Genomic DNA, 15,235 nt, shown 5'->3' on the forward strand with positions numbered 1-15,235 from the left:
TTATCACGCGCGACGGCTTTAGCGCCTCGACGCAAATTTGCGCGCGATCAGGGCACGAGCGCGGCTCAGGCCGCGGCCGCTTTCCTGATCCAGACCTTGTTGTCGTGGAACGCAGCGCCGCCGATCGGGGCGATCGTATCAGCACCGGTCAGCATGTTGATGCCGCGGCCACCGATATGATTCTTGTTGGGATGCACGGACTCCGCGATCAGCACGCCCCGCCGCACGCCCTCGAACAGGGCCGCAATCAACGTGGTCTCGCCGCGGGTATTGCCGAGCGTCACGGCGTCGCCGTCGGCGATGTCGAGTGCAGCCGCATCCAGCGGATGGATCATCACGCTCGCCTTGCCCTCGCGCGCCTGCGAGGACGGGGTCTCGTTGAAGGACGTATTGAGGAAGCTGCGCGACGGGCTGGTCGCAAGCCGGAACGGATGGGCCTGATCGGTGTGCTCGATCACGGCCCAATGATCCGGCAGCGACGGCATCTTGTCGAAATCGCCCATGGTCTGGCCGAACGGCGGATGCGCCCAATCGGCCTTGAAGTGGAATTTCTTGTCGGGATGCGCGAAGCCGTCGAGATAGTGCGAGGTGCGGAAGTCCGGCTGCAGGTCGCGCCAGATGTCGGCTTCGAGACCGGCAATATCCCCGTGGTCGCTGAGCTTCAACGTCGCGTCGATCAATTCGCGCGGCGTCATCTCGAAGCCCGGATGCTTGGCGCCAAGCCGCGGCGCCAGCGCCTGCAACACCTGGTGGTTGGAGCGGCATTCATCGGGTGGGTCGATCAGCTTGGGGCCGACCGAGATGTGCTGGTGGCCGCCGCCGTAATAGAGATCGTCATGCTCCATGAACATGGTCGCGGGCAGCACGATGTCGGCCATCAGCGCGGTCTCGGTCATGAACTGCTCGTGCACTGCGACGAACAGATCCTCGCGCGCAAAGCCCTGCCGTACCAGCGCCTGCTCCGGCGCTACTGTCATCGGGTTGGTGTTCTGGATCAGCATCGCCTTGACCGGACCCTTGCCCAGCAGGGCCTCGGCATCGCCGGTGAGGATGCGCCCGATCTGCGACTGGTCGAGCGCACGGACCGTCTTGTCGATCGCATCATGGCCCTCGATGACGGCTTCATTGAAGCGCCACAGCGCGTAATTGTTGAAGAAGGCGCCGCCGCCCTCGTACTGCCAGGCCCCGGTGACCGCGGGAATGCAGTTCGCCGCATGCATCTGCGTCGCGCCGTTGCGCGACCGCGTAAAACCGTAGCCGAGCCGGAAGAAGGTTCGCTTGGTCTCGCCGACGGCCTTGGCGAAGGCCTCGATCTCCGCCACCGGCACGCCGCAGATCGCAGATGCCCATTCCGGCGTGCGCGTCTGCAGATGCGCCTCGAGCTCGACGGGGCAGTCAGTGTATTTGTCCATGTAAGCGCGGTCGGCATAGCCGTCGCGGAAAAGAACATGCATCACGCCGCAGGCAAACGCGCCGTCGGTGCCGGGCCGCAGCAGGATCTTGATATCCGCCTGCTTCATGGTCTCGTTGTCGTAGATGTCGACAGCTGCGATCTTCGCGCCGCGCTCCTTCCGCGCGCGCGCAGCATGTGTCATCACGTTGACCTGCGTGTTGACGGGGTTGGTGCCCCAGATCACGACGAGGTCGGAGAGCGCCATCTCGCGCGGATCGACGCCCGCGATCTTGCCGGTGCCGATGGCGAAGCCGATGCGCCCGACATTGGCGCAGATGGTCTGGTAGAAGCGCGAGTATTTTTTCACATGCGTGAGACGGTTGAGGCCGTCGCGCATCACCAGCCCCATCGTGCCGGCGTAATAGTAGGGCCAGATCGACTCCGCGCCGAACTCGCGCTCGGCCTGATTGAGGCGATCGGCGATCTCGTCGAGCGCCTCGTCCCACGAAATCCGCGCAAACTGGCCGGAGCCCTTTGGCCCGATCCGGCGCATCGGAAACGTCACCCGCTCCGGATGATGGATGCGCTCGGCGTAGCGAGCGACCTTGGCGCAGACCACGCCAGCCGTATAGGTCTGCTTTTTCGAACCGCGAACGCGGCCGATGCTGCGGCCCTCGACCACCTCGATATCGAGCGCACAGGCCGACGGGCAATCGTGCGGACAGGTGGAGTGGCGGATCTCGATCTTGGCGTGCTGGTTCATGACCAATTTGGTAACACCAAAATAAGAGGCAGCCGAGGGCATTTATCCGGCAATGCCCATGCAAAATGCTCAAACCGTGCGCCCGGCCTGTTCCTCCCGCGACTGCGAAATGCCCCGCGGCCACACCGAAAACGGCCCGATACTCCAACCGAAATCGACTTTGGGAGGCGTCGACAGTCTGCGCCCGCTGCCGCTACAGTGCCGGCCAATAAAAACGAGTTCAGGGAGGTGGGTGTGACGGCCCGACAATTGATGCTGGCGCTTGCCGCCGGCCTGCTCACCGCTTTCTCCGCGAGCCCGTCCCTGGCGCAAGGCTACCCCGCGCACGCAGTCCGCATCGTTGTTCCCTTCGGCGCCGGCGGACCGGCGGATGTCGCTGCCCGGCTGATCGGCCAAGTGCTACAGGAGCGCTTTGGCCAGCCCTTCGTGGTCGAGAACCGCACCGGTGCCGGTGGCGTCATCGGCACGGTCGAGGCCGCGAAGTCGCCGGCCGACGGCTACACGTTGCTGATGATGTCCAACACCCAGACCGCGAATGAATCGTTGCTGACGCCGGAGCAGCGCAAATACGAGTTGATGCGCGACCTCGCGCCGATCGCACCCGTGAACTATTCCGATCTCGTCATCGTGGTGAACCCGCAAGTTCCCGCGAAGACGCTCCGGGAGTTCATCGCGCTCGCCAGGGCGCAGCCGGGCAAATTGAACTACGCCTCGTCCGGCCAGGGCACGCCCTACCACATGGCGGGCGAACTGTTCAAAGCGATGGCCGGTATCGAAATCGTCCATGTCCCCTATCGCAACAGCGGCGAGGCGCGCAGCGGCGTGATCGGCGGGCAGGTGCAGATGATGATCGACGCGGTGCCCGCGATGGCGCCGAACATCGGCGAGAACCAGGTCCGCGCACTCGCGACCACCGGCCAACAACGCTCCGCAGTGCTGCCCAATGTGCCGACCGCCGGCGAAGCGGGTGTTCCCGGCTATGAGGCGACGATCTGGCTCGGCCTGATGGCCCCTGTGGGCACGCCAAAACCCGTCATCGACAAGCTCAACGCCGCCGTGAACGCGATGGTGAAGCGGCCCGACATCGTCAAGCTCTGGACCGAACAGGGTGCCGTGCCCATGTCGATGACGCCGGAGGAGTTCGACAAGTTCCTGCGGGGCGACATCGCGAAATGGGCGGATGTCGTCAAGAAGTTCGACAAGTCCTGAGGCAGGTCATGCCCACCATTCAGTTCCAGCTCAACGGCGCGCCAGTGGCAGTGGACACCGATCCAGACCAAACACTGCTCGACGTTCTGCGTAACCGGCTCGGCATCAGCAGTCCGCATTTCGGCTGCGGCGCCGGCGAATGCGGCGCCTGCTACGTCCTGGTCGACGACCGCGCGATGGCCTCCTGCGACATGCCGATGTGGTCGGTGGCGGACAAGCAAGTCGTCACACTGGAGGGCCTCGGCACGGCCGAACAACCGCACCCGCTGCAACGCGCCTTCATCTCCGAACAGGCGATGCAATGCGGCTACTGCGTCTCGGGGATCCTGATCAGCGCGGCGGCGTTGCTAAAGCGCAATCCGTCACCGACAGAGGCGGAGGTCAGAACGGCGCTCGATCGCAATCTGTGCCGCTGCGGATCGCATAACCGCATGGTCCGCGCCGTCCTTCGGGCGGCGTCGGAGATGGCGACGTCATGAGTGCGCCGGCCCCTGCCCCGAAACTGCCGGTCAGCCTGGCCGCCAATCCAAAGCTATCGTCGTGGGTGAAGTTCACCGGCGAAGGCCGTGTCGCGATCTCGCCCGGCAAGGTCGAAATCGGCCAGGGCATCGTCACGGCACTGGCGCAGATCGCGGCCGACGAGCTCGACGTCGAGATCGGCCGCATCGAGATGATCCGCGCCTCGACGGCTGCGAGCCCGAATGAGGGTGTCACCTCCGGCAGCCTGTCGATCCAGCAGTCCGGCCGAGCGCTGCGCCACGCCTGCGCCGAGATACGCCAGCGCTTCCTCGCGGCAGCCTCGGATCGTCTCGGCGTCGACGCATCGCTGCTCGGTGTCGAGGACGGCACGATCTCCGGGCCCGGTAATGTCAGAACCAGCTATTGGGAGCTGGCTGGTGACGTCTCGCTGGATCGCGATGCGACCGCAGGGGCTTCGGCGAAGACTGCCGCCAAGCGCGCGGTCGCCGGGCATTCGGTCCAGCGCGTCGACATACCCGACAAGGTGTTCGCGCGGCCGCGATTCATCCATGACCACGCGTTGCCGGGGCTGGTCCATGGACGCGTGCTGCGGCCGGACACCGCGGGCGCCAGGCTGACTGCGCTCGACGAAAAAGCCGCGCGCGCTGTGTCCGGGCTCATCGCGATCGTCCGCGACGGTGGCTTTGCGGGCGTTGTCGCCGACAGCGAGATCGCCGCGGAAGCGGCGCTGAAAGCCCTGCGTAAGGGCGCGACATGGACGGCCGGCGAGCCGCTGCCGGATGAAAACGATCTTGCTGGCTTCCTGAGAAGCCAGCCGGTCGAAACGACCGTCATCGACACCAAGGCGGCGGTGACGACAAAGGCTGCACGCACGCTCCGCCGGCAATATACCCGCCCTTACATCGCACACGGCTCCATAGCACCGTCCTGCGCGATGGCGCGATGGGATGGCGAGCGGCTCCATGTCTGGACGCACAGCCAGGGCGTCTATCTGCTCCGCGCCGATCTCGCGATCGTGCTCAAGCTGCCGGCCGAGAACATCGTCGTCGAGCATATGGAGGGCGCGGGCTGCTACGGGCACAATGCCGCCGACGATGTCGCGCTCGATGCCGTGCTGCTGGCGAAAGCTGCCGGCGGCCGTCCCGTACGGGTGCAATGGTCGCGCCACGACGAGATGTCCCACGCACCGTTCGGCGCCGCGATGGCCATCGAGATCGAGGCCGATCTCGATGCGGATAACGAGATCGTCGGCTGGCGCCATGCGATCTGGAGCAACGGCCACGCGGCGCGGCCCGGGCGTGCGGCGCAGCCTGCCCTGCTCGCCGCATCCGAGATCGCAAGTCCATACCCTCGCATGATCTCGACGAATCCACCGGCCGCCAATGGCGGCGGTGGCGACCGCAACTCCGTTCCGCTCTACGATCTCCGGACCTGGACGATCACGAGTCACCGCCTGCTGACCATGCCGGTGCGCACCTCGGCTCTGCGGACTCTCGGCGCACGGGGCAACGTGTTCGCCATCGAATCCCTGCTCGACGAAATCGCAGCCTTGCGCGGCGAGGACCCGATCGCGTTTCGCCTGCGGCTCCTCCGCGACGAGCGGGCACGCGAGGTCATCTGCGCAGCGGCGCGACGCGCGGCCTGGAAACCCGAGAGGCGATCCGGCATCGGCCATGGCGTCGGCTTTGCCCGCTACAAGAACACCGGCGCCTATTGCGCCGCCATCGCCGAGATCGAAGGCACCGACGACATCCGCGTGAGGCGGCTCACGCTTGCGGTCGACGTCGGAGAGGCCATCAATCCGGACGGCGTCATCAACCAGATCGAGGGCGGCGCGATCCAGGCGACGAGCTGGGTGCTGAAGGAACGCGTCCGGTTCGATCCGTCGCGCATCACATCGACCTCCTGGACGGGCTATCCGATCCTGACCTTCAGCGAGGTGCCCATGGTCGATGTCGAGATCATCCAGCGACCGGAGATCGAGCCCGTCGGCGCCGGCGAAGCCGCGCACGGACCGGTGACGGCGGCGATCGCCAACGCGGTTTCCGATTGCCTCGGCGTACGCGTGCGCGACCTCCCGATCACACGCGACAAGATCATCGCAGCCATGGAGCTTGCATCGTGACCACAGTCAACATCTTGAGCGGCGGCGCAGCGCAAGGCCTGGTACGCGGCATCAGCGAGCCCTTCAAGGCGAAGAGCGGATTTGGCATCGACGGCGAGTTCGGCGCGGTCGGTGTCATGGCGGACAAGCTGCGCGCGAGCACGCCGGCCGATCTCGTGATCCTGACGCAGGCCCTCCTTGCAAAGCTTGCCGCGGAGAAGCTTGTCGTTCCCGCCTCGATCGCCAATGTCGGCCGGGTCGAGACCGCGCTGGCGGTCCGCAGCCGCGATCCCAGGGTGACCGTAAGGACGGAAGCCGATTTGCGCGAGGTCCTGCGCTCCGCCGACGCCATCTACGTTCCCGACACCAAGGCCTCGACCGCGGGCCAGCACGTTGCAAAGGTGCTGGATCAGCTCGGTATCGCCTATGAGCTCACGTCGCGCCTGAAGATCTTTCCGAACGGCGCAACGGCGATGCGCGAGCTGGCGACGTCCACTGCGACGCGGCCGATTGGGTGCACGCAGGCGACCGAGATCATCGCGACCGACGGCATCGCGCTGTCGGGTTCGTTGCCGCCGGGCTGCGAGCTGGTGACGATGTACACGGCTGGCGTGACCACACAAGCGGCGCACCCGAACGAAGCGTCCGCGCTGATCGCCCTGCTCACTGGCGCAGATCACAAAGAGCTGCGCCAGCGCGTCGGATTTGCCGGCTAGATGCGAACCTTATGTGTGCAGCTGGGTGAGACCGGTCGGCGGGCCATCGACCCCGGTCCAGCCGCCGTCGACAAAGAGCGTGCTGCCACTGACATAGCTCGCGGCATCGGAGGCGAGATAGGCGACGGCGGTGGCGACCTCGTCGGCGCTGCTCCAGCGGTTGAACACGGTGTGGCCAGCGTAGAGATTGTAGATGTCGGGCCGCTGCTTGAACGGGCTGGTCAGCGCGGTCTCGGCGATGCTCGGCGCGATCGCGTTGACGCGCACGCCGGAGCGGCCGACCTCGGAGGCAAAGCCCTTCACGAGGAGACCGATCGCCGCCTTGGTCGATCCGTAGACGCCAAGGCCGGGCTCGATGGTCACCGCGCGCACTGACGAGCAGGCGATGATGCTGCCGCCCTTTTGCTCGACCATGATGCGGCCAAAGGCTTGGAAGAACCACACCGTGCCCTTGACGTTGAGGTTCAGCACGCGGTCGAGATCCTCCTCGGTATAGTCGAGGATGGTCTTGCGGATATTGAGCCCGGGCGTGGTCACGGCGATGTCGAGCCGCGAAAATTTCTGCATCACGGTTTTGGCGAGCGCATTGACGTCGCCAGCGCTCGCGGCGTCGCAGCTAGCTGCTTCCGCCCAGCCGCCCTTGTCGCGGATGCCCGCAGCCGTCGCCTCTGCCGCGTCAAGCGCGCGATCGGCGCAGACGACGCGGGCGCCGAGCCCGGCCAGCGCCTCGGCCGACGATTTGCCGATGCCCGATGCGGCGCCGAGCACCACGGCCGTCTTGTCGGTGAGGTCGAAGAGCTTGCGATAGTCAGTCACGGACAGATTCTCCTGTTGCTGTGACGCAAACTATCGCAAGCGCGGTTCGCCGGCCAATGCCGGCGAACGCACGACAGCTATCCCTTGTATCCCATCAGCAGACGGGGCAGCCACAGCGAGAAAGCCGGGACGTAGGTCACGAACATCAGCGCTGCGATCAGGGCGGCGTAGAACGGCAGGATGGTCCGCATCACCGCGCCCACCGAGATGCCGCCGATGGCGCAACCGACGAACTGCGTGGTGCCGACCGGTGGGGTGTTCAGCCCGAGCGCGCAGTTGATCAGCATCAGCATGCCGAACTGCACCGGATCCATGCCCGCCTTCATCGCGATCGGCAGGAAAATCGGGGTGCAGATCAGGATGGTCGCCGCCATGTCCATGAACGTGCCGAGCACGAACAGGATGATGTTGATCAGCAGGAAGATCATCCAGGGCTGCGAGGAGACCTTGCTCATCAGGTCGCCGGCGAAGTCGGCCACCTCATACAGGCCCATCAGATACTGGAACATGGTGGAGACGCCGATCAGCAGCAGCACCACGCCTGTCGTCTTCACCGCCTTGGCGGCGGCGTGCAGGAAGTTGCTCCAGGTCATGGTCCGGTAGATGAAGAACGTCAGCACGATCGTGTAGGTGACGGCAACAGCGGCAGATTCAGTTGCCGTGAACACACCGGACAGGATGCCCGTCAGGATGATGCCGACGATCAGGAGGCCCGGCAGTGCGGCCGCGAACGAGCGAAACACCTCGGCCCAGCCGGGAAACTTGCCGGCGGGATAGCCGCGCTTCACTGCGACGGCGTAAGCGGCAACCAGCATGCAGATCATCAGCACCAGCGCCGGCAGGAGGCCGGCCGCGATCAGCGCACCGATCGAGACCTTGCCGCCGGCGGCGAGCGCGTAGATGATCATGTTGTGGCTGGTCGGCATCAACGCGCCGACGAGCGAGGCGTGGGTGGTGACGTTGACGGCGTAATCGGTGTCGAACCCCTCTTTTTTCATCATCGGGATCATCACCGCGCCCATCGCCGACACGTCGGCCACGGGCGAGCCGGAGACGCCGCCGAACAGCGTGCAGGCGACCACGTTCGACATGCCGAGACCGCCGCGGATGTGGCCGACGAGATTCTTGGCGAGTTGCACGATCTTGTCGGCAACGCCGCCGTGCAGCATCAGCTCACCGCTGAAGACGAAGAACGGGATGGCCAGGAACGAGAAGATGTTCATCCCCGACATCATCTGCTGGAAGATGACGGCGACCGGCAGGCCCTCATAGAGGATGGTGCAGATGGCCGAGAGACCGATCGCAAAGGCGACCGGTACGCCGAGGATCAGGAAGCCAAAGAACGTGGCGCCGAGAATAATCAGTTCCATGAGGGGACGACCTCTTCGCCACGCAGGAGAGCAATGATGTGCTCGATTGAAAAGGAGACGATCAGAATGCCGGAGGCAACCAGCGGCACGTAGCGAACGACCTCAGGGAAGCCGAGATTGGGGATATGCACGGTCCCGACCGAAGCACCGAGGATCCAGCCGTTGTAGACCATCGCCACGCCGAACAGAGCCACAAGGACATGGATGACGAGCTCGACCTTCTCTCGCAGGTGATCCGGAAGCATCACCAGCAGACTGTCCATGCCGATGTGTCCGGCATCGCGAACGCCGACGGCGGCGCCGATCAGCGTGACATACAGGATCAGGACCAGCGCGAGATTTTCAGTCCAGGTCGGACTGGAGTTGAGAACGTAGCGCCCAAACACCTGGTAGAACACGATGGTGACGATGACGAGCAGTCCGGTCACGGACAGGTACATCCCCGCCCGGGCGATGGGCGCATTGATCCGCGACAGCAGACTGGTCGACGGACGTCCCGCCTTCTGCTCGTTGTCTGCGACGTGTGGGTCTGTCATCTCGCCCCTCCTTGTGAGGATCCGGTGTCACCTCGCGGCGACACCGGACCCGATCCCCGCTGTGTTTTACTTGGTGTCCTGGATCCGCTTGACGAGGCTCGAGAGCTTCTCGTCGCCGGCGAACTTCTGGTAGACCGGCTTCATTGCGTCCACGAACTCCTGCTTGTTCGCGATCGTGACGACCTGCACGCCGGCCGCCTCGACGGTCTTGCGCGACGCTTCCTCACGTTCGTCCCAGAGCTTGCGCATGACCGGCACCGATTCCTTCGCCGCCTTGCGGATCATCGCCTGATCCTCCTTGCTCAGCGTGTCCCAGACCTTCTTGGACATCACGAGGACTTCGGGGGCCAGCGAGTGCTCGGTCACGTTATAGAATTTGGCGGCCTCGAAATGGCGCGAGGACTCGTAGGAGGGCCAGTTGTTCTCGGCGGCGTCCACGAGACCGGTCTTGAGCGCGGTGTAGACCTCGCCATACGGCATCGGCGTCGGATTGGCGCCGAGGCTCTGGATCATGCCGACCCACAGATCGGACTGCTGGACGCGGATCTTCAGGCCCTTGACGTCTGCGAGCGACTTGATCGGTGCCTTGACGGTGTAGATCGAGCGGGCACCGCTGTCGTAATAGGCAAGACCGACCAGGCCCGCCGGCTCCATGGCCGCCAGGATCTCGTCGCCGATCGGACCGTCGAGCACGTTGCGCATGTGCTGGGTGTCCCGGAAGACGAAGGGCAGACACAGGGCGACGGTTTCCGGCACGAAGTTGTTCAACGGCGAAGCGTTGATCCGCATCATGTCGAGCGCGCCGATCTTGAGCTGCTCGATGGTGTCCTTCTCCGACCCCAGAGCGCCGTTCGGAAACACCTTGACGCCAAGCTTGCCGCCGCTCGCGGTGGCGAGCTGCTTGCCCATGAACTTCACGGCTTCGACGGTCGGATAGTCGGCGGGATGGACGTCGGCCGAGCGGAAATCGCGTGCGGTTGCGAGCGGCGCCGACACCGCCAATGCAGCGGCTGCGATGATACCGATTAACGTCTTCATCTGGGGTCTCCTCCTGAGTTGATTATGTCGTCGTTGGGCACGTATTGCGGGCCGCCTTGGGTCGCTCCACTTCAGGTGTGAAGTCAAGCGCTGCAACTGCACCACCTTCGTAGGATTGCGTGGCGGAGTCGAGGGGATTTGGCTGATTGGTAATGTCTGCCCGGGACAGTGCGACGCGCATCGCGCCCGCTGCTGCGGGGGACCTGTGCGGCAAATGCCGGCTCCCCGGCAATCGAGCCGCGTCACCGGCCGATGCCGGATGCGCGGTAACGATGCTCATCGTATCCATGGACGTTCCTCGGGTTTCGTGCTCGACCGCTATTGATTGCGGCTTGAGGTTCGGGCGAGACGATCGGCTCATCCTGTACGAACGCGCCGCATCGGCGCGATATCGCCAGTGTCGTCCCTAAGGCGGGCGGCATTCTGAGTCCAAGCCAAATGCGGCATTGATCGATGCTGGAGTTGCATTGATCAATCACGCGGCACCCCCGAGAACGATCGGCGGAAAATTTCAATTTTCCGAATATTGCCACGAGGGAGCGTTAGTTGACGTCGCAGCCGGAGGACCTGCCGGACCGTCAGGGCTGGGCTGTCGAGCAGGTCTCGCTATCCACCCACAACGGCACGCATCTCGACGCGCCCTGGCACTTTCACGCGACCATGGATCGCGGCGAACGGTCATGGACCATCGACGAGGTTCCGCTGGAGTGGTGCTTGCAGCCCGGCGTGAAGCTCGACTTCCGGCATCTGCCGGATGGCTATGTCGCAACCGTCGACGACGTCGCGAAGGAGTTCAAGCGGATCGGCCACACGCCCTCGCCGCTCGAGATCGTCGTCGTCGACACACGCGCCGGCGCAAAATTCGGCCAGGCGAATTACGTCAACTCCGGCTGCGGCTAGGTAAACGCGATCACTCGCCGTCGAGGCCGCTTTCGGCAAGCTCGCGCAGCGCATCGGTATCGAGCACGACGATCGCGCCATGCTCGAGGCGCACCCAACTCCGTCCGGCCCAGGCGCGCAATTGCTTGTTGATGCTCTCGCGAGTCATGCCCACCATCTCGCTGATCTCCTGCTGGGTGATCGCGAGCGTGCCACTGCCGGAGTCGAGCTTGCGCTCCTCGGTGAGGCCGAGCAGCGCGCTCGCCAACCGGCCCGGCAGATTTTGCAAGATCACCTGCTCGACCTGCTGGCTGGTCCAGCGTAGCCGCGCGCAGAGCAGTTCGATGAATTTCATCGCCAGCGCCGGCTGACTCTTCACGAACGGCAGGAAGTCGCGGCGGTCGATGATGTAGAGCTCACAATTGGTGTTGGCGGTCGCATCCGCCGACCGCGGTGCACCATCAAGCACAGCGATCTCGCCGAAGATTTCCCCGGGACCGATCAGATTGAGAATGGCGTTCCGCCCGTCCGGCGACGAAGAGGAAATCTTCACTGTTCCGGAGATCACCGCGAACAGATTATTGCCGGGGTCGCCCTTGGCGGCGATCGTCGCGCCACGCTTGACGGTGGTGTGCTTGGCATAGCGGCAGAGCTGATCGAGCGCGTCCGGATCCAGATCTGCGAAGATCGGATGCTTGCGCAGAACCGACAGTTTGTTACCCGACGGCTGCCGGGGGTCGCCGGTCTTGTCCTGAGGCACGCCGGGACTCCTAAGACTGCGAGGCACTTGCAGTTCCTGCGTAGTCAACGTTAGCAGGCTTTTCAACCGGAAAGCACGGACACAGTTTGAGGCAAATGCCGCTAAAGTGCCGCGTTCGTGCTGCGAAATCGCACCCGCAGGGTGCGTCGATACTTTTCACGCCATGCAGAGTTGCATGGACGGCAAGCTACAGTTGGGCCTGCCAACCAAACTTACCGGCTGTCGCGTCAAAATGCGACAATGATCTCAGGAGCTTCGGCGCTGCGTGTCCGAATCGAGCCGGCCCGCGCTGGTTTGTCGATCCGCCCAAGCCAGCGCGGCTGCGAATGTCACAAAGATCGCCACGACGGCAATGATTACCAGCAATGCGTCAATCGGCATCGCACCCTCCCACCTTGTTCCGGCCATTATTCGCGACGCGCGACCGGCGTCATTGATCGGAATCAAAAATGGGCCGGGGGCGGGCTGGGACTCAGGCCGCAGCCAGTGCCTCGACGCGTGCGGGATCGCGCAGGCTGATTCCGCCATGGAGGATCTCGATCGCTCCATGCCGTTCCAGTTTGGTGAAGGTGCGGCTGACGGTCTCGATGGTCAGGCCGAGATAATCGGCTATGTCCTGCCGGCTCATCGGAAGCGGGACAGTACGCGACGATCCCTTGAGCGAAACCAGCCGCTCGCGCCAGCCAAGCAGAAACGTCGCAACCTTCTCCTCCGCGGAGCGACGGCCGAGCAGGACCATATGGTCGCGCGCCTGGCTCAGCTCACGGATCGCCAGCTCGTTGATTCGCCTGAGCAGATGCGGCCGGTCCTCGATGAAGCGACCGAACGGCGCCTTGGCGAACTGGCACACGGTCACCGCCCCAATCGCATCAGCCGAGAAATTGTGGCGCCCGGATATATTCATCCCCAGGAAATCACCGGGCAGCGCAAAACCCACGATCTGCCGCCTGCCGTCAGGCAGCAACTTGTAGAGCCGCATGACGCCTTCGAGCAGATTGTAGAACGAGGTCGTGATGTCCTCCTCGGAGAACACGGTCTCTCCCGCGACGAAATGAACGCGACGCCCGAGATGCTCGAACTCCCTCAGCTCGGCCGGGTCCAGCGACGAACAAACCGCGAAGCCGCGAACCGCGCAATCGCTGCAAAAATGACCATTCGGCTCGATCCTCACCACGGAAGTCCTCATCCATCGTTCAAGCGCCGGCTGCATTTTACTGCACTGCGCCAAAGGCGATTGACCCAGATCAATTTTGCCGGACATGCCCGCCCCCCTTCTGTTGAAGAGCCGAGTGTCAGACCGCCTGCACCGTCCAGCCAATCAGCTCCTTGGCGATGCGGGCAAAGGCCGCGTCGAACGCCGCGACCGCTGCAGCAGGCTCGACCTTGTCGAGCTTCTCGCTGGTTTCGACGAGGCGTGAGGCGATGACCTTGCCGGCCTTGTCGACGATCCGCGCCGACAGTCCGATCTCGACCCGGGTCTCGCCCTCCGTCGTGATCCGGAAGCGCCGGATGTCGATCAGGAGCTGGTAGTCCGCTTGCCCCAGGTCGGTCGTCCGCAGCGGCGCATGCGCGATGTCGTAATTCTCGAAGCTGTCGATCAACCGCGCCTGCACCAGCTTCGGAATGCTGTCGGCCCACATGAAGTCGGCAAAGCCCTGGTTGTCGCCAACCGGTGCGAACAGCATGCGCTGCGTCTGCAGCATCGCGACAGCGGTCGGCTCGGGAATGGCCAGCGACGCCGAGAGCGTCTTGCCGGCCGGCCCAAGATTTTGCGGCGCGCGGAGATCATAGGTGATCTTCTGCGCCGGTGTACCGCCACCGGTCATCTTTTCGAGGCCCGCCAGAATGCCGTCAAGCTTGCCGGTGTTGCGCGCCAGGCCGTCGGAGAATGTCTTGAAATTGGCGATGGTATCCTTGAGCGGACCGGAATTGTCCTCCAGCACGGTGTCGACGCGCCGCAAGGCATCGCGCGCCGCCTGCGTCATGCTCTGGCCTGCGCCGGCCTCGGCGATCAGGATCCGCGGCTCGCCGGATTTGGCGAGGATCGTGCCCCCCTCCAGCGTCACCACCGGCACGCCGGTCAGCCCCTGGAAATCGAGCCCGACCTTGGTGTCGGTGTGCACCGGCGTTGCCGATGCGACCGAGATCGTCGCGTTGACGAAGCGAGGATTGTCAGGCGCCAGGCCGAGTTGGGTCACCTCACCGACACGGATGCCGTTGAACAGCACACCGGCCCCGACCAGAAGACCCGGCACCGGCCCCTGGAACTGCACGTGGTAATTCGTCCGTGGGCCGACGCCGCCGCTGTTGTTCAGCCAATAGACGAAGCCAAACACCGCGACGATCGCGGCCAGCACGAAGCTGCCGATCAGCACGTAGGGAGCGCGCGTTTCCATGTCTCATCTCATCTCGTGGTGAAGCATCTGCGAGCGTTTGCCGTGGAAATAGGCCCGCACCCAAGGATGCTCGGATTGCAGCAATTCGCGCATCGGGCCGATCGCCACGATCTTGCCGTCGGCAAGTGCGGCGACGCGGTCGCAGACCGTCGTGAGGCTCGCGAGATCATGGGTCACCATGAAGACGGTGAGCCCCAGGGTCTTTTGCAGGGTCCGGATCAGCGCATCGAAATCGCCAGCTGCGATCGGATCGAGACCCGATGTCGGCTCGTCGAGGAAGAGGATCGGCGGATCGAGCGCGAGCGCGCGTGCCAGCGCCACGCGCTTGGTCATGCCGCCGGACAGTTCTGACGGATATTTGTCGCCGTCCTGCGCCCGCAGCCCAACCATCTCGAGCTTGGCCGTCGCGATCTCGTCCATCAGTTCCTGTGACAGCGCGAGATTTTCGCGGAGCGGAAATTGCACATTCTGCCGGACCGTCAGCGAGGAGAACAGCGCGCCCTGCTGGAACAGGATGCCCCAGGTCGCTGCCCGGCTGCGGTCCTGCGCGCCATCAATCGGCCGTCCCATAACTTCGATAGTCCCGCTGCGACGCGAGATGAGGCCGATGACGGTGCGCATCAGCACCGACTTGCCGCCTCCGGACGCCCCCACCAGCCCGAGGATCTCGCCACGGCGGACGTCGAGAGACAAATGATCGAGCACGGTCTGGCGACCGAAGCCGACCACGAGGTCATGGACGCGGATCGCGAACTCACCCTGAGGCTCGGGCATC

Annotated in this window: 14 protein-coding genes and 1 pseudogene; 5 read left to right on the top strand and 10 right to left on the bottom strand. The window is 64.4% G+C overall.

Annotation, left to right across the window (positions count from 1 at the left end):
* Nucleotides 1–65: 65 nt before the first annotated feature.
* Nucleotides 66–2,156 carry a molybdopterin-dependent oxidoreductase gene (locus tag NLM31_RS30300; RefSeq protein WP_254194676.1) on the bottom strand — a complete coding sequence of 697 codons (2,091 nt, stop codon included), beginning with the start codon at nucleotides 2,154–2,156 and terminating at the stop codon, nucleotides 66–68.
* 252 nt (nucleotides 2,157–2,408) lie between these two features.
* Here NLM31_RS30300 and NLM31_RS30305 point away from each other — a divergent pair, with 252 nt between their 5' ends.
* The 4 genes from NLM31_RS30305 to NLM31_RS30320 are packed head-to-tail and all read left to right on the top strand — an operon-like array spanning nucleotide 2,409 to nucleotide 6,665.
* Complete coding sequence (locus tag NLM31_RS30305; RefSeq protein ID WP_254196299.1) at nucleotides 2,409–3,365, top strand: tripartite tricarboxylate transporter substrate binding protein; 957 nt, start codon at nucleotides 2,409–2,411, stop codon at nucleotides 3,363–3,365.
* Between the two features lie 8 nt (nucleotides 3,366–3,373).
* Nucleotides 3,374–3,844, top strand: a complete 471-nt coding sequence (locus NLM31_RS30310; RefSeq protein WP_254194677.1) for a (2Fe-2S)-binding protein — start codon at nucleotides 3,374–3,376, stop codon at nucleotides 3,842–3,844.
* On the top strand, nucleotides 3,841–5,970 hold the full coding sequence (locus NLM31_RS30315) for a molybdopterin cofactor-binding domain-containing protein (protein ID WP_254194678.1): 2,130 nt from the start codon (nucleotides 3,841–3,843) through the stop codon (nucleotides 5,968–5,970). The genes NLM31_RS30310 and NLM31_RS30315 overlap by 4 nt, the downstream gene beginning before the upstream one ends.
* The gene (locus NLM31_RS30320) at nucleotides 5,967–6,665 is read left to right on the top strand and encodes a substrate-binding domain-containing protein (protein ID WP_254194679.1); all 699 of its coding nucleotides are present in this window, start codon (nucleotides 5,967–5,969) and stop codon (nucleotides 6,663–6,665) included. Before NLM31_RS30315 ends, NLM31_RS30320 begins: the two co-directional genes overlap by 4 nt.
* A 9-nt stretch (nucleotides 6,666–6,674) precedes the next feature.
* On the opposite strand, the gene NLM31_RS30325 is transcribed toward NLM31_RS30320, so the two are convergent.
* The 4 genes from NLM31_RS30325 to NLM31_RS30340 all read right to left on the bottom strand — a co-directional run bounded on the left by NLM31_RS30325 (nucleotide 6,675) and on the right by NLM31_RS30340 (nucleotide 10,425).
* A complete protein-coding gene (locus tag NLM31_RS30325) occupies nucleotides 6,675–7,481 on the bottom strand; it encodes an SDR family oxidoreductase (protein WP_254194680.1) in 807 nt (268 codons plus the stop codon).
* A gap of 77 nt (nucleotides 7,482–7,558) precedes the next feature.
* Complete coding sequence (locus NLM31_RS30330; RefSeq protein ID WP_254132798.1) at nucleotides 7,559–8,851, bottom strand: TRAP transporter large permease; 1,293 nt, start codon at nucleotides 8,849–8,851, stop codon at nucleotides 7,559–7,561.
* The gene (locus tag NLM31_RS30335) at nucleotides 8,842–9,387 is read right to left on the bottom strand and encodes a TRAP transporter small permease (protein ID WP_254194681.1); all 546 of its coding nucleotides are present in this window, start codon (nucleotides 9,385–9,387) and stop codon (nucleotides 8,842–8,844) included. The genes NLM31_RS30330 and NLM31_RS30335 overlap by 10 nt, the downstream gene beginning before the upstream one ends.
* A gap of 66 nt (nucleotides 9,388–9,453) precedes the next feature.
* Entirely contained in the window at nucleotides 9,454–10,425 is a 972-nt protein-coding gene (locus NLM31_RS30340) for a TRAP transporter substrate-binding protein (protein ID WP_254132800.1), read from the bottom strand.
* Nucleotides 10,426–10,986: 561 nt separating this feature from the next.
* On the opposite strand from NLM31_RS30340, the pseudogene NLM31_RS30345 reads away from it, so the two are divergent.
* A pseudogene (locus NLM31_RS30345) lies at nucleotides 10,987–11,322 on the top strand (cyclase family protein); the annotation flags it as partial.
* Between the two features lie 13 nt (nucleotides 11,323–11,335).
* On the opposite strand, the gene NLM31_RS30350 reads toward NLM31_RS30345, so the two are convergent.
* The 5 genes from NLM31_RS30350 to NLM31_RS30365 all read right to left on the bottom strand — a co-directional run bounded on the left by NLM31_RS30350 (nucleotide 11,336) and on the right by NLM31_RS30365 (nucleotide 15,234).
* Entirely contained in the window at nucleotides 11,336–12,064 is a 729-nt protein-coding gene (locus NLM31_RS30350; RefSeq protein WP_254132801.1) for a Crp/Fnr family transcriptional regulator, read from the bottom strand.
* A gap of 246 nt (nucleotides 12,065–12,310) precedes the next feature.
* Nucleotides 12,311–12,445: a hypothetical protein gene (locus NLM31_RS43115; RefSeq protein WP_256561808.1), complete on the bottom strand. Its 135-nt coding sequence runs from the start codon at nucleotides 12,443–12,445 to the stop codon at nucleotides 12,311–12,313.
* Nucleotides 12,446–12,536: 91 nt separating this feature from the next.
* Nucleotides 12,537–13,250 (bottom strand): helix-turn-helix domain-containing protein, encoded by a 714-nt coding sequence (locus tag NLM31_RS30355; RefSeq protein ID WP_254194682.1) that lies wholly within the window; start codon nucleotides 13,248–13,250, stop codon nucleotides 12,537–12,539.
* A gap of 106 nt (nucleotides 13,251–13,356) precedes the next feature.
* Nucleotides 13,357–14,460 carry an ABC-type transport auxiliary lipoprotein family protein gene (locus NLM31_RS30360; RefSeq protein ID WP_254194683.1) on the bottom strand — a complete coding sequence of 368 codons (1,104 nt, stop codon included), beginning with the start codon at nucleotides 14,458–14,460 and terminating at the stop codon, nucleotides 13,357–13,359.
* 3 nt (nucleotides 14,461–14,463) lie between these two features.
* Complete coding sequence (locus NLM31_RS30365; RefSeq protein ID WP_254194684.1) at nucleotides 14,464–15,234, bottom strand: ABC transporter ATP-binding protein; 771 nt, start codon at nucleotides 15,232–15,234, stop codon at nucleotides 14,464–14,466.
* Nucleotide 15,235 lies beyond the last annotated feature (1 nt).

Origin of the sequence: Bradyrhizobium sp. CCGUVB4N, from assembly GCF_024199945.1 — a bacterium.
Lineage (GTDB): Bacteria > Pseudomonadota > Alphaproteobacteria > Rhizobiales > Xanthobacteraceae > Bradyrhizobium.

Bases quoted from the DNA above. Each gene is read 5' to 3' on its own strand.
- NLM31_RS30310 (WP_254194677.1), top strand. From the start codon at position 3,374: ATGCCCACCATTCAGTTCCAGCTCAACGGCGCGCCAGTGGCAGTGGAC.
- NLM31_RS30360 (WP_254194683.1), bottom strand. From the start codon at position 14,460: ATGGAAACGCGCGCTCCCTACGTGCTGATCGGCAGCTTCGTGCTGGCC.
- NLM31_RS30365 (WP_254194684.1), bottom strand. From the start codon at position 15,234: ATGCCCGAGCCTCAGGGTGAGTTCGCGATCCGCGTCCATGACCTCGTG.
- NLM31_RS30315 (WP_254194678.1), top strand. From the start codon at position 3,841: ATGAGTGCGCCGGCCCCTGCCCCGAAACTGCCGGTCAGCCTGGCCGCC.
- NLM31_RS30335 (WP_254194681.1), bottom strand. From the start codon at position 9,387: ATGACAGACCCACACGTCGCAGACAACGAGCAGAAGGCGGGACGTCCG.
- NLM31_RS43115 (WP_256561808.1), bottom strand. From the start codon at position 12,445: ATGCCGATTGACGCATTGCTGGTAATCATTGCCGTCGTGGCGATCTTT.
- NLM31_RS30330 (WP_254132798.1), bottom strand. From the start codon at position 8,851: ATGGAACTGATTATTCTCGGCGCCACGTTCTTTGGCTTCCTGATCCTC.
- NLM31_RS30340 (WP_254132800.1), bottom strand. From the start codon at position 10,425: ATGAAGACGTTAATCGGTATCATCGCAGCCGCTGCATTGGCGGTGTCG.
- NLM31_RS30355 (WP_254194682.1), bottom strand. From the start codon at position 13,250: ATGAGGACTTCCGTGGTGAGGATCGAGCCGAATGGTCATTTTTGCAGC.
- NLM31_RS30305 (WP_254196299.1), top strand. From the start codon at position 2,409: ATGCTGGCGCTTGCCGCCGGCCTGCTCACCGCTTTCTCCGCGAGCCCG.
- NLM31_RS30300 (WP_254194676.1), bottom strand. From the start codon at position 2,156: ATGAACCAGCACGCCAAGATCGAGATCCGCCACTCCACCTGTCCGCAC.